This is a genomic window from Nocardioides luteus, assembly GCF_000960475.2.
Lineage (GTDB): Bacteria > Actinomycetota > Actinomycetes > Propionibacteriales > Nocardioidaceae > Nocardioides > Nocardioides luteus_A.
Map to the genome: position 1 here is coordinate 1 of NZ_JZDQ02000028.1, position 25,858 is coordinate 25,858.

A 25,858-nucleotide genomic window follows, 5' to 3' on the forward strand; every position below is an offset into this window, starting at 1 on the left:
CCCACACCGGCCAGGAAGAAGCAGCCCCGCACGGGGGTGGTCTCGACAAGCTCGACCACCGGGGCACCACCGGCCCGCGAGCCGGGTCTGTGGCTCACACCCGCCATGAAGAACAGCTCCACTAAGAAGGTGGTCTCGACAAGCTCGACCACCCACCCTCGCCATGCACCCAAGGCATCACGAGATTCAAATTCGGGCTTGGACAGGCATCATTGAGCGTACATAGCGTGATGGTCACCACCTTCCCCTCAGCAACACTCACCAACCTCCGAAGGACGTGACTCGTGACCGAGTACAGCCCGACCGACCTGGCCGCCCAGCTCAAGAGCGGGCTTCTCTCGTTCCCTGTCACCCACTTCACCGCGGACCTCCGGTTCGACGAGGAGGGGTACCGGAAGCACCTGAGCTGGCTGGCCGAGTACCCGGTCGCAGGGCTCTTCGCGGCCGGCGGGACGGGGGAGGGGTTCTCGCTGAACGCGGAGGAGACCGACCAGGTCGTACGTGCGGCCGTCGACGAGGTGGCCGGGGCCGTACCGGTGCTCGCGCCGGCGACGGGCAGCACGGCCAACGCGGTGGCGCAGGCGAAGGCGGCGGAGGCCGCGGGGGCGGACGGGATCCTGCTGATGCCGCCCTACCTCACCGAGGCGGGGCAGGCCGGCCTGGTCGAGCACGCCAGCCGCGTGTGCGAGGCGACCGGGCTCGGGGTGATCGTCTACAGCCGCGCCAACGCGGTGCTGCGCGACGAGGCCGTCGCGCAGCTCGCCGATCGCAACCCCACGCTGATCGGCTTCAAGGACGGTGTCGGCAACATCGAGCAGATGACCCGCACCTACGCCCGGGTCGGCGACCGGCTCACCTACATCGGCGGCCTGCCGACGGCGGAGACCTTCGCGCTGCCGCTGCTGCAGCTCGGCGTGAGCACCTACTCCTCGGCGCTGTTCAACTTCGCGCCGAGGTGGGCGATCGAGTTCTACGATGCCGTACGTGCCCAGGACCGCGACGAGGTCTACCGTCGTCTCAACGAGTTCGTGATCCCCTACCTCGACATCCGGGACCGTACGGCCGGCTATGCCGTCTCGATCGTCAAGGGCGGTCTGGCCGCGATCGGCCGGCCCGCCGGTCCGGTACGCCCGCCGCTCACCGACCTGCGCGAGGACGAGATCGCCGAGCTGCGCGACCTGATCGCCCGCATCTCCTGACGCCGACCGCCCGAGACGCACCGAGACCGACCCGATAGGAAAGGGACCATGAGCTACCGCTCGATCATCGCCGGAGCCGACTCCGAGCAGCCCGACGTCACCGCCGCCACCGGCGCCGCGGCCGAGGCCTTCGCCGGCTACCGCGCCACGTCCCCCGAGGCCCGGGCGGACTTTCTCGAGGCGGTCGCCGCCGAGATCGAGGCGGCCCGTGCCGAGATCGTCGAGGCCGCCGTCGCCGAGTCGCACCTGCCCGAGGGCCGGATCAGCGGAGAGGTCGGCCGCACCACGGGCCAGCTCCGGATGTTCGCCGGCGTCGTACGCCGCGGCGACCACCTCGGCGTACGCATCGACCCGGCCCTCCCGGACCGGACCCCGCTCCCGCGGGCCGACATCCGCCAGCGCCAGATCCCGCTCGGCCCGGTGGCGGTCTTCGGGGCCAGCAACTTCCCGCTCGCCTTCTCCACCGCCGGCGGCGACACCGCCTCGGCGCTCGCCGCGGGCTGCCCGGTGGTCGTCAAGGGCCACCCGGCGCACCCGCTCACCGGCTACCTGGTCGCCCAGGCGATCACCCGTGCGGTCGAGAAGGCCGGACTGCCCGCGGGCACCTTCTCCTTCCTCCTCGACACCACCAGCCAGGGAGGCATCGAGCTCGGCCAGACCCTCGTGTCGGACCCGCGGATCAAGGCCGTCGGCTTCACCGGCTCCCGCGGCGGCGGGCTCGCGATCGCCGCGGCCGCGGCGGCCCGGCCCGAGCCCATCCCGGTCTACGCCGAGATGTCCTCGATCAACCCTGTCGTCGTCCTCCCCGGGGCCCTCGACGGCGACCCGGACGCGCTCGCCACCGCCTACGTCGGCTCCCTCACCCTCGGCTCCGGCCAGTTCTGCACCAACCCCGGTCTGCTCTTCCTCCCGACGGGCGAGGCGGGCGACGCCTTCCTGGCCGCCGCCGGCCGCGCCACGGCCGAGGCCGTAGGCGCCACCATGCTGACCCCCGCGATCGCCCGGGCCTACGAGGCGGGCACCGAGAAGCTCCGCGCCACCGACGGCGTCACCGTCGTCGGCGAGGGCACCGCCGGGGACACGGACGCCCCCGCGCCCCAGATCGTCGAGACCGCCAGCCTCGCCGGCGTGACCGACGAGGTCTTCGGCGCCTCCGGCGTCGTGGTCCGCTACGAAAGCGTCGACGACCTCCTTCCCAGCCTGGGCTCCCTCGAGGGCCAGCTCACCGCGACGGTCCACGCGACCGACAGCGACCACGAGGCAGCTGCCCGGGTGGTCGAGGCCCTCGAGCTCAAGGCCGGCCGGATCCTCTTCAACGGCTGGCCCACGGGCGTCGAGGTCGGCCACGCGATGGTCCACGGCGGCCCCTTCCCGGCCACCTCCGACTCCCGCACCACCTCGGTCGGCAGCCTCGCGATCGAGCGCTTCCAGCGTCCGGTCGCCTACCAGGACGTCCCTGCGGCCCTCCTCCCGGAGCCCGTACGCGACGACAACCCCTGGCACCTCGCCCGCCGCATCGACGGGGAGCTCCAGCTGCCATGAGCACCACGACGATCGCCAAGGTCGAGGTCGTCCCGGTCGCCGGCCACGACTCGATGCTGCTCAACCTCAGCGGCGCGCACGCCCCGTTCTTCACCCGCAACATCGCGATCCTCACCGACTCCGAGGGACGCGAGGGGGTCGGCGAGGTCCCCGGCGGCGAGCCGATCCGCCGCACGATCGAGGAGGCCGCCGAGCTGCTCGTCGGCCAGCCGGTCACCCGCTACCGCAGCCTGCTGCGCCAGGTCTCGCACACCTTCGCCGACCGCGACGCGGGCGGCCGCGGCGCCCAGACCTTCGACCTGCGTACGACCGTCCACGCCGTCACCGCGCTGGAGTCCGCGCTCCTCGATCTCGCAGGTCAGGCCCAGGGGGTGCCGGTCGCCGAGCTGCTCGGCGAGGGCCAGCAGCGCGACTCGGTGCCGATGCTCGGCTACCTCTTCTACGTCGGCGACCCCGACAAGACCGATCTGCCCTACCTGCGGGAGGCCGACGCTGCCGACGACTGGGACGGCCTGCGCCGAGAGGTGGCGCTGACCCCCGAGGCGGTCGTACGCCTCGCCGAGGCCGCCCAGGCCCGCTACGGCTTCGCCGACTTCAAGCTCAAGGGCGGCGTCCTGGCCGGTGAGGAGGAGGTCGCGGCGGTGACCGCCCTTCACGACCGCTTCCCGGACGCCCGGATCACCCTCGACCCCAACGGCGGCTGGCTGCTCGCCGACGCGGTCCGGCTCTTGAGGGGCAAGGACGACGTGCTCGCGTACGCCGAGGACCCCTGCGGCGCCGAGGGCGGCTACTCGGGGCGCGAGATCATGGCCGAGTTCAAGCGCGCCACCGGGCTGCGTACGGCGACCAACATGATCGCCACCGACTGGCGCCAGATGGCGCATGCCATCCGCACCGACGCGGTCGACATCCCCCTCGCCGACCCGCACTTCTGGACCATGTCCGGCTCCGTCCGCGTCGCCCAGCTGTGCCACGAGTTCGGGCTGACCTGGGGCTCCCACTCCAACAACCACTTCGACGTCTCGCTGGCCATGTTCACCCACGTCGGCGCCGCCGCGCCGGGGGAGATCACCGCCCTGGACACCCACTGGATCTGGCAGGACGGCCAGGGGCTGACCGAGTCGCCGCTGGAGATCCGCGACGGTGCGATCGCGGTGCCGACCGCCCCGGGCCTCGGGATCCGGCTCGACCGCGAGCGGGTCGCGTCCGCGCACGAGCTCTACCTCGAGCACGGGCTCGGCGTACGCGACGACGGCGTCGCCATGCAGTACCTGGTGCCCGGGTGGAGCTTCGACCCCAAGCGCCCGTGCCTTGTCCGCTGAGCTCGCCTGGCTCCTGCTCGCCGGCATCGGGGCGGGACTGACCGGCTCGGTGGCTGGTCTGGCCTCGCTGGTCAGCTACCCCTCCCTGCTGGCCGCGGGGCTGCCGCCGGTGGTCGCCAACGTCACCAACACGGTGGCCATGTTCGGCGTCACCGGCGGCACCGTCGCCGGGTCACGGCGCGAGCTCCGCGGCCAGGGCCGCAGGATCGCCTGGCTGGCCCTGGCCTCCTTCCTCGGTGGCGCGGTCGGCGCGGCCCTGCTGCTCACCACACCCGCCGAGGCGTTCGAGGCGGTCGTGCCCTGGCTCGTCGGCGGCGGCGCGATCCTCCTCCTGCTCCGCGACCGCATCCGCCTCTGGGCCGCGGCGCTCGCGACCAGGAGGACGCCACGGCAGGACCCGGTCGACCAGGGGGAGCGGCGTACGCTCGCCCGAGCCCTCGGCTGGGGCGTGATCGTGTTCGTGCTCGGCATCTACGGCGGCTACTTCGGGGCCGGCGTCGGCATCATCGCGCTCGCGGTCCTCGTCCTCGAGCGCACCGAGGCGCTCGCCGTCACCAACGCGGTCAAGAACGTCGCCACCGGCGTCGCGAACGGCACCGCCGCGATCGCGTACGTCTTCTTCGCTCCTGTCCACTGGCCCGCCGCGGTCGCCCTCGGGATCGGCGCCGTGATCGGCGGCTACCTCGGCCCGGCGATCGTCCGGGTCGCCCCCGAGCGGCCGCTGCGCTGGCTCGTCGGTCTCGCCGGGCTCGGCCTCGCCGTGCACCTCGCGACGGCCTGAGGCCGGGCCGATAGGCTCCGGGCCGCTGTCACGGGTCACAGGTCTCAGGAGGACGAAGCGAACATGGGTTCGGGCAACATGCGCGGTCGGGTGCGCGCCTTGGTCGACGACGACACCTTCCAGAAGGTGATCATCGGGGTGATCATCCTCAACGCCGTGGTCCTCGGTGTGGAGACGATGGTCCCCGAGCACCTCGCGCACGAGCTGGCCCTCTTCGACATGGCCCTGCTCGGCGTCTTCGTCATCGAGCTGATGCTGCGGCTGGTGGCGTACGGCCCGAGGTTCTTCCTCGACCCGTGGAACATCTTCGACACCGTGATCGTCGCGATCGCGCTCGTGCCCGCCACCGGGCCGCTCTCGGTGCTGCGGGCGCTGCGGATCCTGCGCGTGCTGCGGCTGGTCAACTCGGTCCCGTCGATGCGCCGCGTCGTCGACGGCCTGATCGCGGCGATGCCCGGGATGGGCTCGGTCGCGGCGCTGCTGGTGCTGATGATGTACGTCGCGGTGGTCATCTCGACCAACCTCTACGGGGAGATCGCGCCGGAGTACTTCGGCGACCTCGGCACCAGCGCGTTCACCCTCTTCCAGACCATGACCGGCGAGGCCTGGCCCGACATCGCCCGCGAGGTGATGGCCGCGGACCCCTCGGCGTGGATCTTCTTCGTCGTCTTCATCCTGGTGATGACCTTCGCCGTCCTCAACCTCTTCCTCGCCGTCGTCGTCTCCGGCATGGAGAGCGTCGAGAGCCTCGCCCAGCACGAGGAGGAGTCCGACGCCGAGATGATGGCCGTGCTGACCTCGCTGCGCGAGGACCTCACCGCCGTACGCGAGGAGCTGGCCGCCACCCGGGAGGAGCTGCGGAGCACCCGCTCGGAGGTCTGAGCCGGGCCGTGGTCAGCGGCGCAGCAGGTAGCGGTGCTCGGGCCGCCCGGGCCCGCCGTACCGAGGCACGACCTCGGCCCGGCCGCGGTCGACGAGGTGCTCCAGATAGCGCCGCGCGCTGACCCGGGAGAGACCCACGTCCTCGGCCACCTCGGTGGCCGAGGCATCCTCGGGACGGCTCTCCAGCGCCCGCAGCACCAGTTCCAACGTACGCCGCGACAACCCCTTCGGCAGGCTGCTTCCCCAGGTGGCCCGTGGCTGGGCGAGCAGCCGGTCGACCGCCGCCTGGTCGAGCGGCTCGGACGCGCTGCGCTGGATCTCTCCCCGGTGACGCAGGTAGTCGGTGAGCCGCTCGCGCAGCGTCGCCGCCGAGAACGGCTTCACCAGGTAGTGGAGCACGCCACCCGCCATCGCCGCCCGCACCGTCTCCAGCTCACGCGCGGCGGTGATCGCGATGACGTCGACCTCGTCGGACCAGGGGGAGGACCGGATCGCGCGGAGCACGTCGATCCCGGAGATGTCGGGCAGGAACACGTCGAGCAGCACCAGGTCGGGCCTGGTGGACTCGACCAGATCGAGCGCGTCGGCGCCGGTGTAGGCGACCCCGGTCACCTCGAAGCCGCCGTGCGACTCGACGAACCGGCGATGCAGCTGCGCGACCGAGAAGTCGTCGTCGACGACCAGCACCCGGGGCTTCATCGCACGCCTCCCGTCGTGATCGCCGCCGGCGTGTGCTCCATGACCACCGCGAACCTGGCCCCGCCGAGCGAGGAGTCGTCGACCTCGACCGAGCCGCCGCGGCGCGCGACGATGCGCGAGACCAGCGCCAGCCCGAGGCCCCGGGCGTCCGCGCCGGAGGTGGAGTAGCCCGACCGGAAGATCCGCTCCCGGTCGGCGGCCGGCACCCCGGGCCCGTCGTCCTCGACGACCAGTCGCAGCACTCCGCTGCCCGGCTCGTCGGTGAGCGTGACCTGCACCGTGCCCCCGCTGCCCGCTGCGTCGACCGCGTTGTCGATCAGGTTGCCGACGACGGTGACCACGTCGGCGGTGTCATCGGGCGGGCAGGTCGACCCGGGGTCGACCTCCAGGCTCACCCCACGCTCGCGGGCGGTGGCCAGCTTGGCCATCAGCAGGGCCGTCACCGCCGGATCGGTGACCGCGGGCACCAGCCCGCCCGCGGTGAGCGCGCCGCCGTATCCGGAGCGGGCGATGAAGTCGACGGCCTCGCCGGGCCGGCCGATCTCGAGGAGACCCGAGACGGTGTGCATCAGGTTGGCGAACTCGTGCGCCTGGGCGCGCAGCGCCGAGGTGAGGTCGCGGGCGCCGTCGAGGTCACGCAGCACGGTGTGCAGCTCGGTGCGGTCACGCAGGATCAGCACCGTCCCGACCCGGTCGCCCTCCACGACCGCCTCGCTGCGCTGGGCGACCAGGATCCGCTCGCCCGAGAGCACCAGGCGGCGCGTGTCGGGGTCGGCGTCGAGCAGGGCGAGAACGTCCGGGTCGAGCACGGCACGGGCCTCCTCGCCGACGGCATCGGGGGAGAGCCCGAGCAGGCGCTGCGCCTCGTCGTTGAGCAGCGCCAGCCGCCCGTGGGCATCGATGGCGACCAGGCCCTCGCCGATGCTGTGCAGCATCGCGTCCCGCGTCTCGAGCAGCGCGGCGATCTCCTCGGGCTCGAGCCGGTGGATCCGGCGCCACACCACCCGGGAGACCCAGTAGGCGCCGAGCAGGCCCACCAGGGCGGCGCCGACCAGCCACAGGACCAGCCGGGGGAGCTGGGCCAGCAGGTCCGAGCGCAGCTGTGACTCCAGGATGCCGACCGAGGCGGTGCCGATGACCTTGCCGGCGTCGTCACGGATGGGCACCTTCACCCGCCAGGACTCGCCGAGGGTGCCGGTCTGGGTGCCGACGTACATCTTCCCCGACAGCGGGACCGAGGGGTCGGTCGAGACCCGCTCGCCGATCCGGTCGGGGTTGGGGTGGGAGTAGCGGATGCCGTGCTCGTCGGTGACCACGACGTACGTCACGCCCGACGCCTTCCGGATCAGCTCGGCGATCGGCTGGATCTCGGTCGCGGGCTCGGGGTCGTCCATCGCGCTGCGTACGGCCGGGAGCCGGGCCACGCTCTGGGCCACGCCGATCATCTGCTGCTCGTAGGACGCCCGGATCTGGTTCGCCTGGGCGATGCTCGCCGCCACGCCGACGCCGGCCACGGCGGTGAGCACGATCGCCACCTGCAGCAGCAGCATCTGCGCCCGCAGAGACATCCGGCGCCTGGTTCTGGCCATTGGCTGATTGTGCCCCCGTCACGCGGGCTTGGGGAGACCGTCGCGGATGACCAGAACGACCAAAACCACCATTACCTCCAGATGCTTCCGGCCACCTCGTGGGCGCACCTACGTTCTCCGCCATGAAGTGACGTACGTCACTCCCGAAGGAGAAGCAATGAACCCCCTCATCCGTACCGCCGCGATCGCCGTCGCCACGGCCGTGGCCGGCACCTCGCTCGTCGCCTGCAGCTCGGTCAACAAGTCCGGCTCGTCCGCCGACGAAGCACCGACGAGCGTGAACATCGTCGTCCCCGCCGACCCGGGCGGCGGCTGGGACCAGACCGGGCGCGCGCTCTCCGACGTGCTGACCGGCGAGAAGATCCTCGAGACCGCCTCGGTGTCCAACACCCCTGGCGCCGGTGGCACCGTCGGCCTGGCAGCGCTCGCCAACGAGACCGACCCGCACACCCTGATGGTGATGGGCCTGGTCATGGTCGGCGCGATCGAGACCAACAAGTCGGCCACCAAGCTCTCCGACACCACCCCGATCGCGAAGCTGACCGAGGAGCAGGAGGTCGTCGTCGTCCCGGCCGACTCGAAGTACCAGACCATCAACGACCTGGTCGACGACATCAAGGCCAACGGCCAGGGCGTCGCGATCGCCGGCGGCTCCGCGGGCGGCACCGACCAGATCCTCGCCGGCCAGCTCCTCAAGGCCTCCGGGGTTGCCTCCGGGGACATCGCCAAGAGCCTCAACTACGTGCCCTTCGACGGCGGCGCCGAGTCGGTGACCGCGCTGCTCGGCGGCAAGGTCGACGCCGGGATCTCCGGCGTCGGCGAGTACGCCGAGCAGATCAAGGCCGGCAAGCTCCGTGCGCTCGCTGTCTCCGGCGAGAAGCCCTCCGGCCTGCTGCCGGACGTGCCGACCCTCACCGACGAGGGCATCGACCTGGTGCTCACCAACTGGCGCGGCGTCGTCGCACCCGGCGACCTCGATGCCGCCGACAAGAAGGCCCTGACCGACGTCGTCACCGAGGCGGCCGAGTCCGACGCCTGGGCCAAGGTCCTCGAGACCAACGACTGGGACGACGCGTTCATGGCGGGCGACGAGTTCGAGACGTACGTCGACGAGGAGGTCGCCTCCGCACAGACCACGCTCAAGGAAATCGGTCTCGTCCAGTGAACCCCACGACCCCCACCCAGCCTGGCCGGCTCTCCTTCGGGGAGCCGGCCATGGCCGGGGGCATCCTGGCCCTCGGTGTGTTCGCGCTGGTCCGCGCGGGCAGCATCGCCGAGCCGGTCACCGCGGCCGGCGCGATCGGGCCGCGGACGATGCCCTACTTCGTCGGTGGCCTGCTGGTCGTCACCGGCGGGATCACCCTGGCGCGTGTCCTGCGCGGCGAGCGCGGTGAGGCCGAGGGCGGCGAGGACGTCGACCTCTCCGGCGGCACCGACTGGCTCACCGCCGTACTGCTCGCCGTGGCCGTCCTGGGCCACGCCCTCCTGATCGGCGTGATCGGCTGGCCGCTGGCCGGCGCGGCGCTGTTCACCGCGGGTGCGGTGATCCTCGGGGCCCGTCCCTGGTGGCGCGCGCTCGTGGTCGGTCTGATCATGGCGTTCGCGATCCAGCTCGTCTTCGCCGGCGGTCTCGGGGTCTCACTGCCGCCGGGCCCGTTGCTCGAAGGGGTGGCGTTCCTCCATGGATAACCTGAACCTGCTGCTGCAGGGGTTCGCCACCGCGGCGCACCCCGAGTACCTCGCCTTCGCCTTCATCGGTGTCATCCTCGGCACCGCGGTCGGCGTCCTGCCCGGCATCGGCCCGTCGATGACGGTCGCGCTGCTGCTGCCGCTGACGTACGCCCTGGACCCGACGGCCGCGCTGATCACCTTCGCCGGGATCTACTACGGCGGCATGTACGGCGGGTCGACCACCTCGATCCTGCTCAACACGCCGGGCGAGGCGTCCTCGATGATCACCGCGCTCGAGGGCAACAAGATGGCGAAGCGGGGCAAGGGTGCCGCGGCGCTCGCGACCGCCGCCATCGGCTCGTTCGTGGCGGGCACGCTCGCCACGGCCGCGCTCACCTTCCTGGCGCCGGTGGCCGCGGACCTGGCGGTCAAGCTCGGTCCCGTCGAGAAGGTGGCCCTGATGGTGCTCGCCTTCACCACCGTCGGGGCGCTGCTGGGCCGCTCGGTCTCCCGCGGGCTGGCGGCACTGGGCGTGGGCATGTTCATCGGGCTCATGGGCGTCGACGGCATGTCGGGCCAGATGCGGTTCACCTTCGGCGTACCCGTGCTCAACGACGGCATCGACGTCGTGGTCGTGGCGGTCGCGCTCTTCGCCGTCGGCGAGGCGCTGTACGTCGGTGCGCAGCTGCGCCGCGGACCGCAGCAGCTCGTCCCGGTGACCCGGGGCTGGCGCACCTGGATGACGCGTGAGGACTGGCGGCGTTCCTGGAAGCCGTGGCTGCGCGGCACCGCGATCGGCTTCCCGATCGGCACCCTGCCGGCCGGTGGTGCCGAGGTCGGCACGTTCCTGTCGTACTCCGCCGAGCGCAAGCTGGCTCGCGGGAAGGCGAAGGAGGAGTTCGGCCACGGAGCGATCGAGGGCGTCGCCGGGCCCGAGGCGGCCAACAACGCCTCGGCGGCCGGTGTGCTCGTGCCGCTGCTGACCCTCGGGATCCCGACCTCGGCCACGGCCGCGGTGATCCTGGTGGCCCTCCAGCACTACAACATCCAGCCCGGGCCGCTGCTGTTCAAGGACCACGGCGACCTGGTCTGGCCGCTGGTGGCGAGCCTCTACATCGGCAACGTGCTGCTGCTGGTGCTCAACCTCCCGCTGGTCGGGCTGTGGGTGAAGGTGCTCCAGATCCCGCGGCACTATCTCTACGCCGGGATCCTGCTGTTCGCGGCCCTGGGCGCCTTCGCGGTGCACTTCAGCCCGCAGGACGTCATCGTCCTGCTCGTGCTCGGCATCCTCGGCTTCTTCATGCGCCGCTACGGCTATCCCGTGGCGCCGATGGTGGTCGGGCTGATCCTCGGGCCGATCTTCGAGCGGCAGCTGCGCTCCGCCCTGCAGATCGCCCAGGGGGACTGGCTGACGCTGGTGCAGTCGCCGTTCGCGATCGTCGTGTACGTCGCGCTGCTGCTCGCGCTCGGCGGGTCGGTCCTGCTCCGGCGCAAGGAGGACGACCTGGAGCACGAGCTGGTCGAGGCGGCCAGGTGAGCCGGGCGGCTGCGACCGTGCCCCCGACCGGTCGCAGCCGTCCTCACCTCAGCTCCCTGTGGCGGCGATCTTCCGCAGCATGACGTTGCGCGGGCCGTCGGTGGTGTCCCTGACCACGCGCAGGAAGTAGGACTGGTCGGGGTTGTGGTTGGGGTCGAAGGACCAGTTCCCGCGGGGGCTGACGATGGTACCGACGGACCCGAGAGAGTCGGCGATCTCCGTGCGGCTGACGTCGTCGGAGAGGTCGAGGGCCTTGTCGAGCGCGGCCGCGGCGTCGTAGGCCTGCACCGCGTAGACCGTCGGGGTGGCGTCGTACGCCTTGCGGTAGGCCTTCACGAAGGCCTTGTTCGTCAGCGAGTCCATCGTGTCGCTGTAGTGCAGGACGGTCCTCACCCCGGCAGCGGCTGCGCCGAGGGAGGACAGCACGTCGCCCTCGGTGAGGAAGCCGGGGCCGTAGAGCCGGACCTTCCGGGCCAGGACGGAGTCGCGGTACTGCTGCACGAACGCCTCCGCCTCCTTCCCCGCATAGGCCGCGTAGATCGCGTCCGCGCCGGACTTCTCGACCTCGTCGAAGATGTCCGACCAGTCCTCGGTCTCGCCGGCCGGGGTGTAGCTCTGGCCCGCGACGCCGCCGCCCGACGCCTCCATCGCGATCATGAAGCTGTCGGAGAGCTCGTGACCGGCACCGTCGTCGGAGGCGATGACGTAGGCCGTGCCCTGCCTGGTCTCGTGGGCGATCGCCTTCCCGAGCGAGCCGCCCAGCTCGGCGTTGATCGAGGACGTACGCCACAGGTAGTCGGAGCCGTCGGCGAACTCGTCGGCTCCGGCACCGGTCACGATCAGTGGCGTCTCGCTGTCGTTCGCGACCTGCTTGGCCGCGAGCGCCGTCTCCGGGTTCACCACGCCGACGACCGCCTGGACCTCGTCGTCCTCGATCAGGCGGGTCACCGCGGCGACACCGGTCTTCACCCGCTCGCCCTCGTCGGCCTCGATGACGTCGACCAGCCGGCCACCGAGCTTCCCGCCGTGCTGGTCGAGGTAGAGATCGAACCCGCGGGTCATGTCGGTGCCGATCGCCTCGTGGGCGCCGGAGGCCGGCACCACCAGACCGATCGCGACCTTCGACCCCGACGTCGTCGCGCACGCCGCGAGGCCGAACCCGAGCGCCGAGACCGTCGCGAGCACGAACAGCTGTCGGCGGGGCGATCCGGTCACGGGAGACTCCATCTGTGGGAGGGCGTGGAGGAGGTTCCGAGTAGCCGAACACTGGCACAGCCCACCGCGGGGCGGCGAGCAATTCGGCGCCGTGTCCCCAAGTAGGTAGTCTCGCCCTGCCAGTCGTACTCCATGCCTGATGGGGTCAGGGAACCCGGTGAAAGTCCGGGACTGACGCGCAGCGGTGAGGATGACGGGCGGGGCACGCCCCTTCTCCGGGAGGGGCAGCCACTGGAGCCTGGCTCCGGGAAGGCGCACCGCACCGATCGATTCCGAGTCCGAAGACCTGCTGGCTCTGGCGGCGCCCGCCGCCAGGTCACCACGTGCCCCGCGGAAGGGCACCTGACCAGAGCAGGTGTGGCGATGTCCCGAGTCCGATCCGACCGGTGCCCAGGAGTCGGCCGTCCGTGGCCGGCCGAGGACGGCATGCTGGTGCGGCTGCGCCTGATCGGCGGCTCCGTCTCCTCGGCCTCCCTGCTCTCCTTGGTCTCCGTGGCCGAGACCTACGGCGACGGCAAGATCCATCTCACCGGCCGTGCCAACCTGCAGGTGCGTGGCCTGCCCGCCGTCGACGGTGGGCTCCCTGGTGAGGTGCTCACCGCGCTGAAGGCGACCGGCCTGGTGCCGGCGCAGACCCACGAGCTCGTCCGCAACGTGATGGTCTCCCCGCAGACCGGGCTCGCCGGGGGACGGGCCGACCTGCGCGGCGTGGCCGCGTCGCTGGACCGGCTGCTGTGCGCCTCGTCGCGGCTGGCGGCGCTGCCGGGACGGTTCCTCTTCGTGCTCGACGACGGTCGTGGCGACCTGGTCGCGCGGGAGTGCGATCTGGGCGTCGTGGCGCTGTCGGCCACCGAAGGCCAGCTGCGCGTGGGTGAGTCGTGGGGCCCGGTCGTGCCGCTCACCGAGGCCGCTGCCCGGCTGGTCTCGTTGGCCACCCGGTTCCTGGACGTACGTGGCGAGGGGCCGTCGGCGCCCTGGCACGTCTCCGAGCTCGACGCTCCTCTGGTCGAGCCGGTCGCGGCCGATGCTCGCGTCCCGGAGCCGGTGGCCGAGCTCGGGTTCGGCGAGGTGCCCGGCGGCGAGCACGTCGCCGCCCCCGACGGGGCCCTGGACCGGGCCGCCGTCGAGACGCTGGCGGAGCGGGCGCCGGCGGTCGTGGTGACACCGTGGCGTGGCGTACTCGTGCCGTCGCCGCAGGCCCGCCCGACCCGGCGCTACGACTACATCGACCAGGGGCCGGCGATCTACGTCGACTCCTTCGCGACCATCCGGCGCGAGGCCGACCTCTCCGCGGTGCCCGCCGACGCCGAGCGGCTCGCGGTCCGGATGATCCACGGCAGCGGACAGGTCGATCTCGCCGCAGACCTGGTCATCCACCCCGGCCTGGTGAAGGCCGCACGCGGTGCGCTGGAGGCCGGGGCCCCGATCCTGTGCGACGCGACCATGGTCGCGACCGGGGTCACCCGCAGCCGGCTGCCGCGCGAGAACGAGGTGCTCTGCATGCTCGGCGACGACCGGGTCCCGGCGCGCGCCCGCACGTGGGGCACGACCCGCACCGCCGCCGCCCTGTCGCTGTGGGAGCCCTACCTCGAGGGTGCCGTCGTCGCCATCGGCAACGCCCCGACGGCGCTCTTCCACCTGCTCGAGATGATCCTCGACGGCGGTCCGCGACCGGCCGCGATCGTCGGCTGCCCGGTCGGCTTCATCGGCGCCGCCGAGTCCAAGGAGGCGCTCGCCTCCTTCGCCGACGACCACGGGATCGACATCCCCTTCGTCACCGTGCGCGGCCGCCGCGGCGGCTCCGCGATGACCTCCTCCGCACTCAACGCACTCGCCCAGGAGCAGGAATGACCACCGACGTACGCGGCAGGTTCACCGTCGTCGGCATCGGCCCGGGCGACCCCGAGCTGATCACCCTCAAGGCCGCCCGGCTGATCGGCGCGGCCCCGGTGGTCGCCTACCACGCCGGGGTGCGCAAGCAGTCCCACGCCCGCCGGATCGCCTCCTCGCTGATCCCTGCGGGGGCGATCGAGGAGGAGCTGCGCTACCCGGTCACCACCGGGACCACCTCGCACCCGGGTGGCTACGTGGGGGCGATGGCGGAGTTCTACGAGTCCTGCGCGGTCCGGCTCTCGGCCCATCTCGACGCCGGCCGCGACGTGGTCCTGCTCGCCGAGGGCGACCCGCTCTTCTACGGCTCCTCGATGTACCTCCACGACCGGTTCAAGGAGATCTACGAGACCTCGGTCGTGCCCGGTGTCCCCGCGTTCGCGGCCGCCACCGCGGCCGTCTCGACGCCGCTGGTACGTCAGACCGACGTCCTCACGGTGCTGCCCGGCACCCTGCCCGAGCCCGAGCTCGCCCGGCGCCTGGCCGACACCGAGGCCGCGATCATCATGAAGCTCGGCCGGACCTTCCCCGCGGTCCGCTCCGCGCTCGAGGCCGCCGGGCGGCTCGAGGGTGCCTGGTACGTCGAGCGTGCCTCGCAGCCCGAGGAGCGCTGGCTGCCGGTGGCGGATGTGGACCCGTCGTCCGTGCCGTACTTCTCGCTCATCGTCGTTCCCGGGGACTCGGCTCCTGCTCCCGCCTCGCCTGCTGCGCGGCTGCGGCAGGAGTCCTCGGAAGAGCCGTCGGTCACCGAGCCTGTCGAGGTGACGTCCGGGGGTGGAGAGGTTCTGGTCGTCGGGCTGGGTCCGGGACCCGACGGGTGGCTGACGCCCGAGGTGTCGGCCGCGCTGGACGAGGTGGGCCACGTCGTCGGCTATGCGCCCTACGTCAACCGGGTGCCGCAGCGGGCCGGTCTGCAGCGGCACGCGTCGGGCAACACGGTCGAGGTCGACCGGGCCCGGCACGCCCTGGACCTGGCGCTCGCGGGAGAGCGGGTCGCCGTCGTCTCCGGCGGCGACGCCGGGGTCTTCGGGATGGCGTCCGCGGTGTTCGAGGCGGCCTCGGACCCGGCCTATGCCGGCGTACGCGTCCGGGTGCTGCCCGGCGTCAGCGCGGTCCAGGCGGTGGCCGCTCGGGCGGGCGCCCCGGTCGGCGCCGACTTCGCGGTGATGTCCCTCTCCGACCGGCTCAAGCCGTGGTCCGTCATCGAGGACCGGCTGCGCGCGGTCGCGGCCGCCGACCTGGTGCTGGCCATCTACAACCCGGCCTCGCGCTCGCGCACCGAGCAGATCGGGCTGGCCCGTGACGTACTCCTCGAGCAGCGCAAGCCCGACACCGTCGTCATCGTCGGCCGCGACGTCGGACGGGCCGAGGAGTCGCTGACCGTGACCACGCTCGGCGAGCTCGACCCGGACTCCATCGACATGAAGTGCCTGGTCATCGTGGGGGCGAGCTCGACCCGGGTGACCCCGGCCGGGCAGGTCTGGACGCCGAGGTTCGTCCGATGACCGACCCTGTGACCGATCCCGTGACCGTCCACTTCGTCGGCGCCGGCCCCGGCGCGGCCGACCTGCTCACCGTGCGCGCCACCAGGCTGCTCGAGGCCGCGGACGTGGTGCTCTATCCGGGCACCTACCTCGATCCCGAGGTGCTGGCCCACTGCAGTCCCGAGGCCGAGCTCGTCGACACCCAGAAGCTCGACCTGGACCAGATCGTCGCCGAGATCATCACCGCCCAGCGGGCCGGTCACCAGGTCGTACGCCTCGTCTCCGGCGACCCGTCGGTCTACTCGGCCGTCGCGGAGCAGACCCGGCGGCTGGACGCGGCCGAGGTGCCCTGGGACGTGACCCCCGGCGTCCCCGCCTACGCGGCCGCGGCCGCCCTGGTGGGACGGGAGCTGACCGTGCCGCTGGTGGCGCAGTCGGTCGTCCTCACCCGCACCCAGGCCCGGTCGACGGCGATGCCGGAGGGCGAGTCGCTGGCCGCCTACGCCGCGACCGGAGCCACGCTCGTGCTCCACCTCGCGATCCGGCGCACCCGCGAGCTGATGGCCGAGCTGCTGCCCTACTACGGACCGGAGTGTCCTGTCGTGGTCGTCTACCGGGCCAGCCAGCCCGACGAGCTGGTGCTGCGCGGGACCGTCTCGACGATCGCCGACGCGGTCGAGGAGGCCGGGCTCCGCCAGGCCGCGGTGATCCTCGCCGGGCCCGCGCTGGCCCGCGACGGCGGCGAGTCGTTCCTCTACGACGCAGCCAGGGAGCGTGCCTGATGGACCTCTACGACGCCATCAACCGCCGCCGCGACACCCGCGCGGAGTTCACCGGCGAGCCGGTCGCTCCCGAGGTCCTGGAGCGGCTCCTGTCCGCTGCCCACGCCGCCCCGAGCGTCGGCATGTCGCAGCCATGGGACTTCGTGCTCGTACGCGACGCCGACCGTCTCGAGCGCTTCCACGCCCACGTCGCGACCGAGCGGGAGACCTTCGCCGCCACCCTGTCCGGCGAGCGGGCCGAGACCTTCTCCCGGATCAAGATCGAGGGCATCCGCGAGTCCGGGCTGGGCATCGTGGTCGGCTACGACCCGACCCGCGGCGGTCCCAACGTCCTCGGCCGCCACGCCATCGCCGACGCCGGCCTCTACTCGGTCGTCTGCGCCATCCAGAACCTCTGGCTCGCGGCCACCGCCGAAGGCCTCGGTGTCGGCTGGGTCAGCTTCTACCGCGAGGAGTTCCTGCGGGACCTGGTCGGGATGCCCGAAGGCGTACGCCCCGTCGCCTGGCTCTGCGTCGGGCCCGTCGCCGACCTCCCCGACGTGCCCGACCTGGAGCGCTTCGGCTGGCGCCACCGCTCGCCGCTCTCGACGGTGGTCCACGAGGAGACCTTCGGGTAGTCCGTCAGAATCGGCGGGTGAAGAAGTACATCCTCTTCGACCATGATGGTGTTCTGGTGGACACCGAGCCCTGGTATTTCAGGGCCGGTGCACGAGCCTTGGCGGATATCGGCGTGACGCTGGACCAGGAGCGATACCTCCGGGACATGAGCCTGGGTCTGGGCACCTGGGAGCAGGCGCGAGCGGCCGGCGTCGACGAGCAGGTCATCACCAGGCTGCGGGAGGTTCGCGACGCCCGCTACCAGGAGTATCTGCGGACCGAGGCGATCGAGATCGAGGGCGTCGTCGAGGTGCTGGCGGAGCTGTCGGAGCACGTCCGGATGGCCATCGTGACGACGGCGAAGCGTGCGGACTTCGAGCTGATCCACGAACACCGCCGGATCAGGAGGTTCATGGACTTCGTCCTGGTCCGTGAGGACTACGAGCACTCCAAACCGCACCCGGAGCCCTATCTGACCGGCTTGAAGCGGTTCGGGGCGGCCACGGAGGAGACGCTCGTCGTCGAGGACTCGTCCCGAGGCCTGAGCTCGGCCGTCGCGGCCGGTATCGACTGCGCGGTGGTGCGCAACGACTTCACCAGCACCCAGGACTTCTCCCGGGCCACTCACCGGATCGACAGCCTGGGGGAGCTGAGGGGCATCGTCCTCGGATGAGATGCGGAGCTTTTACTAGACGATGACACCTTGTGAGTGCTTCACAAGGTGTCATCGTCTAGTAAAAGGCGCGCTGAAGCGTCCACTGCACGACCGTGCGCTGGGGTGCCCAGCCGCGGAAGGTGCCGATCATGTCGACGGACTCGACCGAGATCCGGGTCAGCTCGCCGCCCAGCTCGGCATGCTGTCGCGCCAGGAGCTGCTCGGTCTCCAGGGTGACGCCGTGGACGACGAGGCGGCCTCCGGGGCGGAGGGCGGCGAGGCAGGTGTCGAGCACGCCGGGGCGGGTCGCGCCGCCGCCGATGAAGATCGCATCCGGAGCCGCGAGGCCGGCCAGGGCGTCGGGTGCACGGCCCTCGACCACGCGCAGTCCCGGGACCCCGAGTCGGGTGGCGTTGCGGGCGATCCTGGCGGCCCGCTCGGCGTTGCCCTCGATGGCGGTCGTGGTGCAGGTCGGGTGCGCCCGCATCCATTCGATCCCGACCGAGCCGGCACCGGCGCCCACGTCCCACAGGTGCGCCCCGGGCGTGGGTGCCAGCCGTGCCAGCGCCGAGGCCCGCAGGTCGCGCTTGGTCAGCTGGCCGTCGTTCTCGAAGACGTCGTCGGGCAGGCCGGCGGCCCAGCCGCGAGCGGGTACGCCGACGCACTCGATCGCCACGATGTTGAGGCGTGGCGACTCGCCGGCCCAGGACGAGGCCGTCCCGGTCCGTGCGCTCTCGGTCTCCGCCCCCAGCTCGCCCAGCACGGTCATCGTCGATGCGCCGAACCCGGTCGTGACCAGCAGGTTCGCGACCGACGCGGCCGTCGACTCGTCGGCGGAGAGCGCCAGGATCCGGCGGCCGGGGGCGAGCTCGCGGGCGACCAGCGCCACGTCGCGGCCGACCAGGCTGACGGCCACGCACGACTCGGCCGGCCAGCCCATCCGGGCGCGGGCGAGGGCGACGGAGGAGACGGCGGGCTCGATGCGTACGTTCTCCCGGCCGAGGAGCGAGATCAGGGTCGTGCCGATGCCGGAGACCAGCGGGTCACCCGAAGCCAGGGCGACCGCGTCCCCGATGCCGTCGAGCAGCGCCGGCAGGCCCTCGCGCAGCGGCGACGGCCAGGGCTCGCGCCGCTGGCCGGGGACGTCCGGGACGAGGTCGAGATGACGCTTGCCGCCGAGGAGGACCGGGGACTCCCGGATCAGCTGCTGGTGACGTACGGGAATCTCGTCCCACCCTCCGGCACCGATGCCCACCACGACGATCATGAGGCCAGACGCTACAGTGACCGCACAGGCGCGAGGTGCCCCGACTGGGGAGAATCTGGGAAGCCGGTGGGAATCCGGCACAGGCCCGCTGCGGTGAATCGAGCCCCACACGGGGGACTCGACAAGTCCGAAGACCGGCCCCGCGTCCAACCATCCAACGCGATAGGGAGCGGGAGCCTCTCATGCCGGTGCACTACCCATTTTCTGCCGTCCTCGGCTGCCAGGCAGATGACCTCGACGACATGGGCCTCGCGCTCGTGCTCACCACGATCTCCCCGGAGATCGGCGGGGTACTGGTCCGTGGCGAGAAGGGGACCGCGAAGTCGACGGCCGTACGCGGCCTGGCAGCCGTGCTGCCCTCGATCTCCGTCTACGCGGGGGACCGGTTCTCGATCGACCCCGCCGACCCGTCCGCGGAGTCGCCCGACGGGCCCTTCGGGTCCGCGGCCGTCGTGGAGAGCCGGCCGGTGCGGCTGGTCGAGCTCCCGGTCGGTGCCACCGAGGACCGGGTCGTCGGCTCGCTCCACCTGGAGAGCGCACTCTCGCGCGGTGCGGTCGAGTTCGAGCCGGGGCTGCTCGCCCGGGCCCACCGCGGCCTGCTCTACGTCGACGAGGTCAACCTGCTCCACGACCACCTGGTCGACCTGCTCCTGGACGCGGCCGCGATGGGCCGGGTCTCGGTCGAACGCGACGGGGTCTCGGTCGAGCACGCCGCCCGGTTCGTGCTGATCGGCACCATGAATCCCGAGGAGGGCGAGCTGCGCCCGCAGCTGCTGGATCGCTTCGGGCTCACCGTCGAGGTCGCTGCGCCTCGTGATCCCTCCCTGCGAGCCGAGGTCGTACGCCGCCGGATGGCCTTCGACCTGGACGCCCCCGCGTTCGTCGAGCGCTACGTGGCCGCCGAGCGGGACCTGACCGCACGGATCTCCGCCGCTCGCGCCCTGGTCGGGAAGGTCCGGCTCACCGCGCCGGGCCTGCTCAAGATCGCCGAGGTCTGCGCTGCGTTCGAGGTCGACGGGCTGCGTGCCGACATCGTCACCGCCCGCACCGCGGTCGCCCACGCCGCCTGGGCCGGTCGCTCCGAGGTCACCCGCGCCGACATCCGCCGCGCCGCCCTGCTCGCGCTGCCCCACCGCCGCCGTCGCAACCCCTTCGACGCTCCGGGTCTCGACGAGGACCTGCTCGACCGCATCCTCGGCGACGAGGAGCTGCCGCCGGAGCCTCCGGAGGGTGGGCCTTCGGATGGCTCGGACAGCGAAGACTCTGTTGGTCCCGACACGCCTCCGCCTAGCGGCTCCGGCGGCTCGACCGACGCGGAACCCCCGTCGGTCGAGCCCGCGAGCGAAGCGAGCGGTGTCGAGACCAACACAGCCGATGACGCACCCGACCAGGCCCAGTCTCCTTCCGGTGTCGCACCCGAGTCCGTCACCGCCGCCGCCCCGGCCTACCGCCCCCGCCTCCTGACCGTCACCGGCCTCGGCACCGGCCGCACCGGCGGTCGCAGCAAGGCGATCGGCAGCAGCGGCCGCCGGATCGGGGCGAACACCAGCACCCGTGGCTCGCTCCATCTCGTCGAGACGCTCAAGGCGGCCGCGGGCAAGCAGGCCGCCCGCCCACGTACGTCTGCGAAGGTCGAGCTGCGGATCGAGGACCTGCGGACCGCGGTCCGCGAGGGTCGCGAGGCCAACCTGGTGCTCTTCTGCGTGGACGCCTCCGGGTCGATGGCCGCGCGCAAGCGGATGGCGCAGGTGAAGGCCGCGGTCCTCTCGCTGCTCCTCGACGCCTACCGGCGCCGCGACAAGGTCGGGATGATCACCTTCCGCGGCGAGGGCGCCGAGCTGGTGCTGCCCCCGACCGGCTCGGTCGACCTCGCGGCCGCACGTCTGGACGAGGTGCCCGCCGGAGGCCGTACGCCGCTGGCCGAAGGCCTCCTCGAGGCCGCCCGGGTGCTGCAGCGCGAGCACCTGCGCGACCCCGACCTGCGCCCGCTGCTGGTGGTCGTCACCGACGGTCGCGCGAACTCCAAGGCTCACGGCAAGGAGGCGGTGCGGCGCTCGCAGCAGGCCGCCGCGTACGTCGCCGGTCTGGGCGTCACCACCGTCGTCATCGACTCCGAGAGCGGGCCGATGCGGCTCGGGCTGGCCCGTCAGCTGGCCGAGCACCTTGGCGCCGAGCACGTACCGGTCGCCGAGGTGAGCGCCGAGGCGCTGACGTCGGCCGTGCACGGCTTCACCGGATCCACCATGGGAAGGGGCGCTGCCTGATGCCGAAGGGACAGCCGCTGAACGTACCCGACGACGGGCTCACCACCCGCCAGCGCCGCAACCGGCCGCTGGTGATGGTCCACACCGGTCCTGGCAAGGGCAAGTCGACCGCGGCCTTCGGTCTCGCGCTGCGCGGCTGGAACCAGGGCTGGCGGATCGGGGTCTTCCAGTTCGTGAAGTCGGCCAAGTGGCGCATCGGCGAGCAGACGGTCTTGGAGCGGCTCGGGCAGCTGCACGAGGAGACCGGCGAGGGCGGGCCGGTCGACTGGCACAAGATGGGCTCCGGTTGGTCCTGGAGCCGCAAGCAGGGTGAGGCCGAGGACCACGCCGCGGCCGCCGCCGAGGGCTGGGCCGAGATCAAGCGGTGCCTGGCCGACGAGCGCTACGACCTGCTGGTCCTCGACGAGTTCACCTACCCGATCAAGTGGGGCTGGGTCGACGCCGAAGAGGTCGCGTCGGTGCTCGCCGAGCGACCGGGACGCCAGCACGTCGTGATCACCGGCCGCGACGCCGACCCGGCGCTGCTCGAGGTCGCCGACCTGGTCACCGAGATGACGAAGATCAAGCACCCGATGGACGCCGGCCAGAAGGGCCAGAAGGGCATCGAATGGTGACCCTGCCCCGGCTGGTGGTCGCGGCTCCCTCGACGGGTTCGGGGAAGACGACGATCGCGACCGGGCTGATGGCCGCGCTGCGCGCTTCCGGGATGACCGTGAGCGGGCACAAGGTCGGACCGGACTACATCGACCCCGGCTACCACGCGCTCGCCACCGGACGTCCGGGCCGCAACCTCGACCCGCACCTGGTCGGTGTCGAACGGGTGGTGCCGCTGCTGCTCCACGGCGCCGCCGGGGCCGACGTGGCGGTCGTCGAGGGCGTCATGGGCCTCTACGACGGCCGCCTCGGCACCGACGGCTTCGCCTCCACCAGCCACGTCGCGGCCCTGACCTCCTCGCCGGTGGTCCTCGTCCTCGACGTCGCCCGGCTGTCCCGCTCCGCTGCCGCGATCGCCGCGGGGATGGCGGCCTTCGACCCGTCCGTACGCATCGGGGGAGTAGTCCTCAACCGCTGCTCGCCCGGCCGCAACGCCGACGAGATCCGGCGCGGGCTGGAGCAGGTCGGGCTGCCGGTCCTGGGCATGCTCCCGCGGGACGAGTCGCTCGCCTCCCCGTCGCGTCACCTGGGCCTCGTACCCGTCGCCGAGCGCGACGAGTCCGTCGCGCTGATCGAGCGCCTGGGGGAGCAGGTCGCCGCCCACCTCGACCTCGCGGCGCTCCTCGACGTCGCCCGCGCGGCCCCCGACCTCGGCGACGTCGCCTGGGACCCGACCCGGGAGCTGGAGACCGGCTCCTCGCCGGATCGGGAGCGCCCGGTGGTGGCCGTCGCCGGCGGCAGGGCGTTCACCTTCCGCTACCCCGAGACCGAGGAGCTCCTGGAGGCGGCGGGCTGCGACGTACGCTCCTTCGACCCGCTCACCGATCCCGCGCTCCCCGAGGGCACCAGAGGGATCTACCTCGGCGGTGGGTTCCCCGAGATGTACGCCGCCGAGCTCGCCGCCAACACGAGCCTCCTGCGCGACCTGAGGGCCGCCGTCGAGGCCGGGATCCCGACGGTGGCCGAGTGCGCCGGGCTCCTCTACCTGGCCGAGTCGCTCGACGGCGTACCCATGGCCGGCGCCATCCCCGCCCGAGCCGCCATGAGCGAGCGCCTGACCCTGCGCTACCCGGTCGCCACCGCCGTCTCCGACTCCCTCCTCACCCGCGCCGGCGAGCAGGTCACCGGCCACGAGTTCCACCGCACCACCACCTCGCCCCCGGCGGGGACCCAGGCGGCGTGGACCGTCGACGAGATGCCGACCGGCTTCAGCAGCGACACCGTCCACGCGTCCTACCTCCACGTGCACTGGGCCGGCCATCCGCACCTGGCCCGCCGCTTCGCCGAATCCGTCGGTCGGGCCGCCCCCGTCGGTCGAGCCGCGAGCGCTAGCGAGCGTGTCGAGACCAACACAGTCGAATCGAGCGCGACAGCGAACCGTGTTGGTCTCGACACGCCTCCGCCTAGCGGCTCCGGCGGCTCGACCAGCGGGGAATCCGGCTCGACCAGAGGTAAGGACGGCACAGTCGGCGATCCGCTGCGGCATCACGGCGACGTCGAGGTGGGCGATGGGCTGCTCGACTTCGCGGTGAACGTCTACCCGGACCCGCGGCCGGAGTGGCTGGACGAGGCACTCCGCGACTCGCTCGCACCGACCGCCTACCCCGACGAGGAGCCGGCTCGGGCGGCGCTGGCCAAGCACCACGGCCGCGAGCGGAGCGAGGTGCTCCCGACGGCCGGGGCCGCCGAGGCGTTCACGCTGGTCGCGCGGGCCAGGACGTGGCGAAAGCCGGTCGTGGTCCATCCGCAGTTCACCGAGCCCCACGCCGCGCTCGAGCAGGCCGGCCATGCGGTCACCGAGGTCCGCCTCCGCGCCGAGGACGGGTTCACCCTCGACCCGGCTGCGGTGCCCGCCGACGCGGACCTGGTCGTCGTCGGCAACCCGACCAACCCCACCGGCGTACTCCACCCGGCCGCCACCCTCCGCGCCCTCCTCCGCCCCGGCCGCCTGGTCGTGGTCGACGAGGCGTTCATGGACGCGGTACCGGGCGAGCCGGAGACCCTCACCGGCGAGCACGCCGAGGGTCTGCTGGTGATCCGCAGCCTCACCAAGCACTGGTCGATCCCGGGGGTCAGGGCCGGCTATGTCGTCGGCGACGCCACCGCGATCAGCGACCTCGAGGCCGTACGCACGCCGTGGTCCGTCTCGGCCACCGCCGCCGCTGCGATGCTCGCCTGCGCCACCGAGCGCGCGAGCGCCGAGGCCCGCGAGCGCGCCGAGCGGATCGCCGTGTGGAGGGACCACCTCGAGGCCGGCCTGCGCGAGCAGCAGATCGAGTACGTCCCCTCGACCGCCTCCTTCGTCCTGGCCCGCCCGGGCGCCGGAGTCCGTGAGACCCTGCGCGAGCAGGGCATCGCCGTACGCCGCGCCGACACCTTCCCGGGTCTCGGCCCGGACTGGGTGCGGATCGCAGTACGCCCCGAGGATCCGACCGACCAGCTCCTGGCCGCCCTGCGCCGGACCGGGGGAGACCGGTGAGCCCACGGGCGATCGGGCTGTTGGCCGGCTTCGCGCTCGACCGCCTGCTGGGCGATCCCCGGCGCTACCACCCGGTCGCCGGCTTCGGCACGGTCGCGATGAAAACGGAGGAGACGTGGTACGCGGACGATCGTGCCCGGGGAGTCCTCCACACCGCCACCCTCGTCGGGGGAGCGGTCGTCCTCGGCGCCGTCGCCGAGCGCCTCGCTCCCGGCCGGGCCGGGAAGACGTTGGTCACCGCCGCCGCCACCTGGGCGGTCCTGGGCGGCCGCTCGCTGGAGCGCGAGGCGCTGGCTGTCCACGAACATCTCGACAGCGCCGACCTGCCGGGCGCCCGACAGCGGCTGACCCACCTCGTCGGCCGCGACACCGACCAGCTCGACGCCTCCGAGGTCTCCCGCGCGGTCGTCGAGAGCGTCGCCGAGAACACCTCCGACGCGGTCGTCGCGCCGCTGGTGTGGGGTGCCGTGGCCGGCGTACCCGGCCTGCTCGGCTACCGCGCGGCCAACACCCTGGACGCGATGGTCGGCCACCACAACGAGCGCTACGAGCGCTTCGGCTGGGCGAGCGCCCGCCTCGACGACCTGCTCAACCTGCCCGGATCCCGGCTCTCCGGCCTGCTCACGATGGCCGCGGCACCGTCACGGGCGAAGCAGGCATGGCGGGCCTGGCGCCGCGACGCCGCGCGGCACCCGAGCCCGAACGCCGGCGTGGTCGAGGCGACCTTCGCCGGTGCCCTCGACATCCGCCTCGGCGGCACCAACCGCTACTACGGCAACCGGGTCGAGCACCGCGCGGTGATGGGCGACGGCCGCGCCGCCGCCCCCGCCGACGTCGTCAGCGCCACCACCCTGGCCCGCCGGGTCGGCATCGGCGCGGCCCTGGTCGCCGCGGCGTACGCAGCAGCTCAGCGCCCGTGACGGAAGGCCCGGGCCATGACCGCGGGCGGGGCATCGGCGATGCCCGGCCCGCCGGCGCGGGTCCACTGGGCCAGCGCGTCGGCGACATGGGCCGTGCCCGCCCGGGCGACCCAGACCGGCCGGGCGCCGCGCTCGCGACCAGCAGGTGAGGGGCCGACCACTACGACGTCGGCCCGCTCGCACGGGCCGAGGCAGTCGGCGACACGTACCGTCGCCGACTCCCCGGCCGCCGCGTTCAGCGTGCTGAGCACGGCGGCATGGTCCACCCCGGGCGACTTCCGCTCGGTCCCGCAGCAGCAGCCGCGGCAGACCGTCAGCGTCGGCCGCCCGCCCGCGGACTCAGTCACCCTTCGCAGGCCTCGCAGTCCGGGCCGTTCTCGATGGCACAGACCGCGGCGTCGCTCCAGTCGTCCCAGCTCAGGTCGTCGA

22 protein-coding genes, 1 pseudogene and 2 riboswitches are annotated in these 25,858 nt (G+C 72.6%); of the genes and pseudogenes, 18 read left to right on the forward strand and 5 right to left on the reverse strand.

From position 1 onward, the window contains the following. The first annotated feature begins 284 nt into the window (after nt 1–284). The 5 genes from kdgD (at nt 285) to UG56_RS18895 (ending at nt 5,726) form a co-directional block, all read left to right on the forward strand. Nucleotides 285–1,199 (forward strand): 5-dehydro-4-deoxyglucarate dehydratase, encoded by a 915-nt coding sequence (gene kdgD / locus UG56_RS18875; protein WP_045550688.1) that lies wholly within the window; start codon nt 285–287, stop codon nt 1,197–1,199. Between the two features lie 48 nt (nt 1,200–1,247). Further along, on the forward strand, nt 1,248–2,741 hold the full coding sequence (locus UG56_RS18880) for an aldehyde dehydrogenase (NADP(+)) (RefSeq protein WP_052693972.1): 1,494 nt from the start codon (nt 1,248–1,250) through the stop codon (nt 2,739–2,741). After that, the gene (locus UG56_RS18885; RefSeq protein WP_045550689.1) at nt 2,738–4,063 is read left to right on the forward strand and encodes an enolase C-terminal domain-like protein; all 1,326 of its coding nucleotides are present in this window, start codon (nt 2,738–2,740) and stop codon (nt 4,061–4,063) included. The genes UG56_RS18880 and UG56_RS18885 overlap by 4 nt, the downstream gene beginning before the upstream one ends. Beyond that, complete coding sequence (locus tag UG56_RS18890; protein ID WP_071327195.1) at nt 4,053–4,844, forward strand: sulfite exporter TauE/SafE family protein; 792 nt, start codon at nt 4,053–4,055, stop codon at nt 4,842–4,844. Before UG56_RS18885 ends, UG56_RS18890 begins: the two co-directional genes overlap by 11 nt. Nucleotides 4,845–4,907: 63 nt before the next feature. After that, a complete protein-coding gene (locus UG56_RS18895) occupies nt 4,908–5,726 on the forward strand; it encodes an ion transporter (RefSeq protein WP_084101292.1) in 819 nt (272 codons plus the stop codon). A gap of 12 nt (nt 5,727–5,738) precedes the next feature. Here UG56_RS18895 and UG56_RS18900 read toward each other — a convergent pair whose 3' ends face one another. Next, nucleotides 5,739–6,425, reverse strand: a complete 687-nt coding sequence (locus UG56_RS18900; RefSeq protein WP_045550690.1) for a response regulator — start codon at nt 6,423–6,425, stop codon at nt 5,739–5,741. Then, nucleotides 6,422–8,014, reverse strand: a complete 1,593-nt coding sequence (locus tag UG56_RS18905; protein ID WP_045550691.1) for an ATP-binding protein — start codon at nt 8,012–8,014, stop codon at nt 6,422–6,424. Before UG56_RS18905 ends, UG56_RS18900 begins: the two co-directional genes overlap by 4 nt. A gap of 157 nt (nt 8,015–8,171) precedes the next feature. Between UG56_RS18905 and UG56_RS18910 the strand changes: the two genes are divergently transcribed. From UG56_RS18910 to UG56_RS18920, 3 genes are read left to right on the forward strand one after another with little or no spacing between them, the layout of a single operon-like run. Beyond that, entirely contained in the window at nt 8,172–9,179 is a 1,008-nt protein-coding gene (locus tag UG56_RS18910; protein ID WP_045550692.1) for a Bug family tripartite tricarboxylate transporter substrate binding protein, read from the forward strand. After that, nucleotides 9,176–9,703: a tripartite tricarboxylate transporter TctB family protein gene (locus UG56_RS18915; protein WP_143055109.1), complete on the forward strand. Its 528-nt coding sequence runs from the start codon at nt 9,176–9,178 to the stop codon at nt 9,701–9,703. Before UG56_RS18910 ends, UG56_RS18915 begins: the two co-directional genes overlap by 4 nt. Then, nucleotides 9,696–11,222: a tripartite tricarboxylate transporter permease gene (locus UG56_RS18920; protein WP_045550693.1), complete on the forward strand. Its 1,527-nt coding sequence runs from the start codon at nt 9,696–9,698 to the stop codon at nt 11,220–11,222. Before UG56_RS18915 ends, UG56_RS18920 begins: the two co-directional genes overlap by 8 nt. Nucleotides 11,223–11,270: 48 nt before the next feature. On the opposite strand, the gene UG56_RS18925 is transcribed toward UG56_RS18920, so the two are convergent. Then, nucleotides 11,271–12,437, reverse strand: coding sequence for an ABC transporter substrate-binding protein (locus UG56_RS18925; protein ID WP_052693976.1), 1,167 nt, complete (start codon nt 12,435–12,437; stop codon nt 11,271–11,273). Nucleotides 12,438–12,541: 104 nt separating this feature from the next. After that, a riboswitch (cobalamin riboswitch) is annotated at nt 12,542–12,745 on the forward strand. 118 nt (nt 12,746–12,863) lie between these two features. On the opposite strand from UG56_RS18925, the pseudogene UG56_RS28890 reads away from it, so the two are divergent. The 6 genes and pseudogenes from UG56_RS28890 to UG56_RS18950 form a co-directional block, all read left to right on the forward strand. Next, nucleotides 12,864–12,992 (forward strand): annotated as a pseudogene (locus UG56_RS28890) (nitrite reductase); the annotation flags it as partial. Nucleotides 12,993–13,679: 687 nt separating this feature from the next. Next, nucleotides 13,680–14,288 (forward strand): precorrin-8X methylmutase, encoded by a 609-nt coding sequence (locus UG56_RS28475; protein WP_256206752.1) that lies wholly within the window; start codon nt 13,680–13,682, stop codon nt 14,286–14,288. Continuing rightward, a complete protein-coding gene (cobJ, locus tag UG56_RS18935) occupies nt 14,285–15,832 on the forward strand; it encodes a precorrin-3B C(17)-methyltransferase (protein WP_045550996.1) in 1,548 nt (515 codons plus the stop codon). Before UG56_RS28475 ends, cobJ begins: the two co-directional genes overlap by 4 nt. Further along, nucleotides 15,829–16,593: a precorrin-4 C(11)-methyltransferase gene (gene cobM / locus UG56_RS18940; protein ID WP_045550995.1), complete on the forward strand. Its 765-nt coding sequence runs from the start codon at nt 15,829–15,831 to the stop codon at nt 16,591–16,593. The genes cobJ and cobM overlap by 4 nt, the downstream gene beginning before the upstream one ends. Then, on the forward strand, nt 16,593–17,210 hold the full coding sequence (bluB, locus tag UG56_RS18945) for a 5,6-dimethylbenzimidazole synthase (RefSeq protein WP_045550994.1): 618 nt from the start codon (nt 16,593–16,595) through the stop codon (nt 17,208–17,210). The genes cobM and bluB overlap by 1 nt, the downstream gene beginning before the upstream one ends. Before the next feature lie 17 nt (nt 17,211–17,227). Further along, the gene (locus tag UG56_RS18950; RefSeq protein ID WP_045550993.1) at nt 17,228–17,863 is read left to right on the forward strand and encodes an HAD family hydrolase; all 636 of its coding nucleotides are present in this window, start codon (nt 17,228–17,230) and stop codon (nt 17,861–17,863) included. Between the two features lie 58 nt (nt 17,864–17,921). Here the strand turns inward: UG56_RS18950 and UG56_RS18955 are convergent, their stop codons facing one another. Then, on the reverse strand, nt 17,922–19,112 hold the full coding sequence (locus UG56_RS18955) for a bifunctional cobalt-precorrin-7 (C(5))-methyltransferase/cobalt-precorrin-6B (C(15))-methyltransferase (RefSeq protein WP_045550992.1): 1,191 nt from the start codon (nt 19,110–19,112) through the stop codon (nt 17,922–17,924). Between the two features lie 16 nt (nt 19,113–19,128). Next, a riboswitch (cobalamin riboswitch) is annotated at nt 19,129–19,269 on the forward strand. Nucleotides 19,270–19,294: 25 nt separating this feature from the next. On the opposite strand from UG56_RS18955, the gene UG56_RS18960 reads away from it, so the two are divergent. The 4 genes from UG56_RS18960 to UG56_RS18975 are packed head-to-tail and all read left to right on the forward strand — an operon-like array spanning nt 19,295 to nt 25,429. Then, on the forward strand, nt 19,295–21,376 hold the full coding sequence (locus tag UG56_RS18960) for a VWA domain-containing protein (protein WP_045550991.1): 2,082 nt from the start codon (nt 19,295–19,297) through the stop codon (nt 21,374–21,376). Continuing rightward, nucleotides 21,376–21,990 carry a cob(I)yrinic acid a,c-diamide adenosyltransferase gene (cobO, locus tag UG56_RS18965; protein ID WP_045550990.1) on the forward strand — a complete coding sequence of 205 codons (615 nt, stop codon included), beginning with the start codon at nt 21,376–21,378 and terminating at the stop codon, nt 21,988–21,990. The genes UG56_RS18960 and cobO overlap by 1 nt, the downstream gene beginning before the upstream one ends. Continuing rightward, entirely contained in the window at nt 21,984–24,509 is a 2,526-nt protein-coding gene (locus tag UG56_RS18970) for a cobyrinate a,c-diamide synthase (protein WP_045550989.1), read from the forward strand. The genes cobO and UG56_RS18970 overlap by 7 nt, the downstream gene beginning before the upstream one ends. Next, nucleotides 24,506–25,429 carry a cobalamin biosynthesis protein gene (locus tag UG56_RS18975; protein ID WP_071327196.1) on the forward strand — a complete coding sequence of 308 codons (924 nt, stop codon included), beginning with the start codon at nt 24,506–24,508 and terminating at the stop codon, nt 25,427–25,429. The genes UG56_RS18970 and UG56_RS18975 overlap by 4 nt, the downstream gene beginning before the upstream one ends. On the opposite strand, the gene UG56_RS18980 is transcribed toward UG56_RS18975, so the two are convergent. Beyond that, nucleotides 25,417–25,776: a hypothetical protein gene (locus UG56_RS18980; RefSeq protein WP_071327197.1), complete on the reverse strand. Its 360-nt coding sequence runs from the start codon at nt 25,774–25,776 to the stop codon at nt 25,417–25,419. The genes UG56_RS18975 and UG56_RS18980 overlap by 13 nt on opposite strands. Nucleotides 25,777–25,858: the final 82 nt, after the last annotated feature.

Coding starts and splice junctions, on each gene's coding strand:
- UG56_RS18880 (WP_052693972.1), top strand. CDS start 1,248: ATGAGCTACCGCTCGATCATCGCCGGAGCCGACTCCGAGCAGCCCGAC.
- UG56_RS18885 (WP_045550689.1), top strand. CDS start 2,738: ATGAGCACCACGACGATCGCCAAGGTCGAGGTCGTCCCGGTCGCCGGC.
- UG56_RS18895 (WP_084101292.1), top strand. CDS start 4,908: ATGGGTTCGGGCAACATGCGCGGTCGGGTGCGCGCCTTGGTCGACGAC.
- UG56_RS18900 (WP_045550690.1), bottom strand. CDS start 6,425: ATGAAGCCCCGGGTGCTGGTCGTCGACGACGACTTCTCGGTCGCGCAG.
- UG56_RS18905 (WP_045550691.1), bottom strand. CDS start 8,014: ATGGCCAGAACCAGGCGCCGGATGTCTCTGCGGGCGCAGATGCTGCTG.
- UG56_RS18910 (WP_045550692.1), top strand. CDS start 8,172: ATGAACCCCCTCATCCGTACCGCCGCGATCGCCGTCGCCACGGCCGTG.
- UG56_RS18920 (WP_045550693.1), top strand. CDS start 9,696: ATGGATAACCTGAACCTGCTGCTGCAGGGGTTCGCCACCGCGGCGCAC.
- cobJ (WP_045550996.1), top strand. CDS start 14,285: ATGACCACCGACGTACGCGGCAGGTTCACCGTCGTCGGCATCGGCCCG.
- cobM (WP_045550995.1), top strand. CDS start 15,829: ATGACCGACCCTGTGACCGATCCCGTGACCGTCCACTTCGTCGGCGCC.
- bluB (WP_045550994.1), top strand. CDS start 16,593: ATGGACCTCTACGACGCCATCAACCGCCGCCGCGACACCCGCGCGGAG.
- UG56_RS18955 (WP_045550992.1), bottom strand. CDS start 19,112: ATGATCGTCGTGGTGGGCATCGGTGCCGGAGGGTGGGACGAGATTCCC.
- UG56_RS18960 (WP_045550991.1), top strand. CDS start 19,295: ATGCCGGTGCACTACCCATTTTCTGCCGTCCTCGGCTGCCAGGCAGAT.
- cobO (WP_045550990.1), top strand. CDS start 21,376: ATGCCGAAGGGACAGCCGCTGAACGTACCCGACGACGGGCTCACCACC.
- UG56_RS18970 (WP_045550989.1), top strand. CDS start 21,984: ATGGTGACCCTGCCCCGGCTGGTGGTCGCGGCTCCCTCGACGGGTTCG.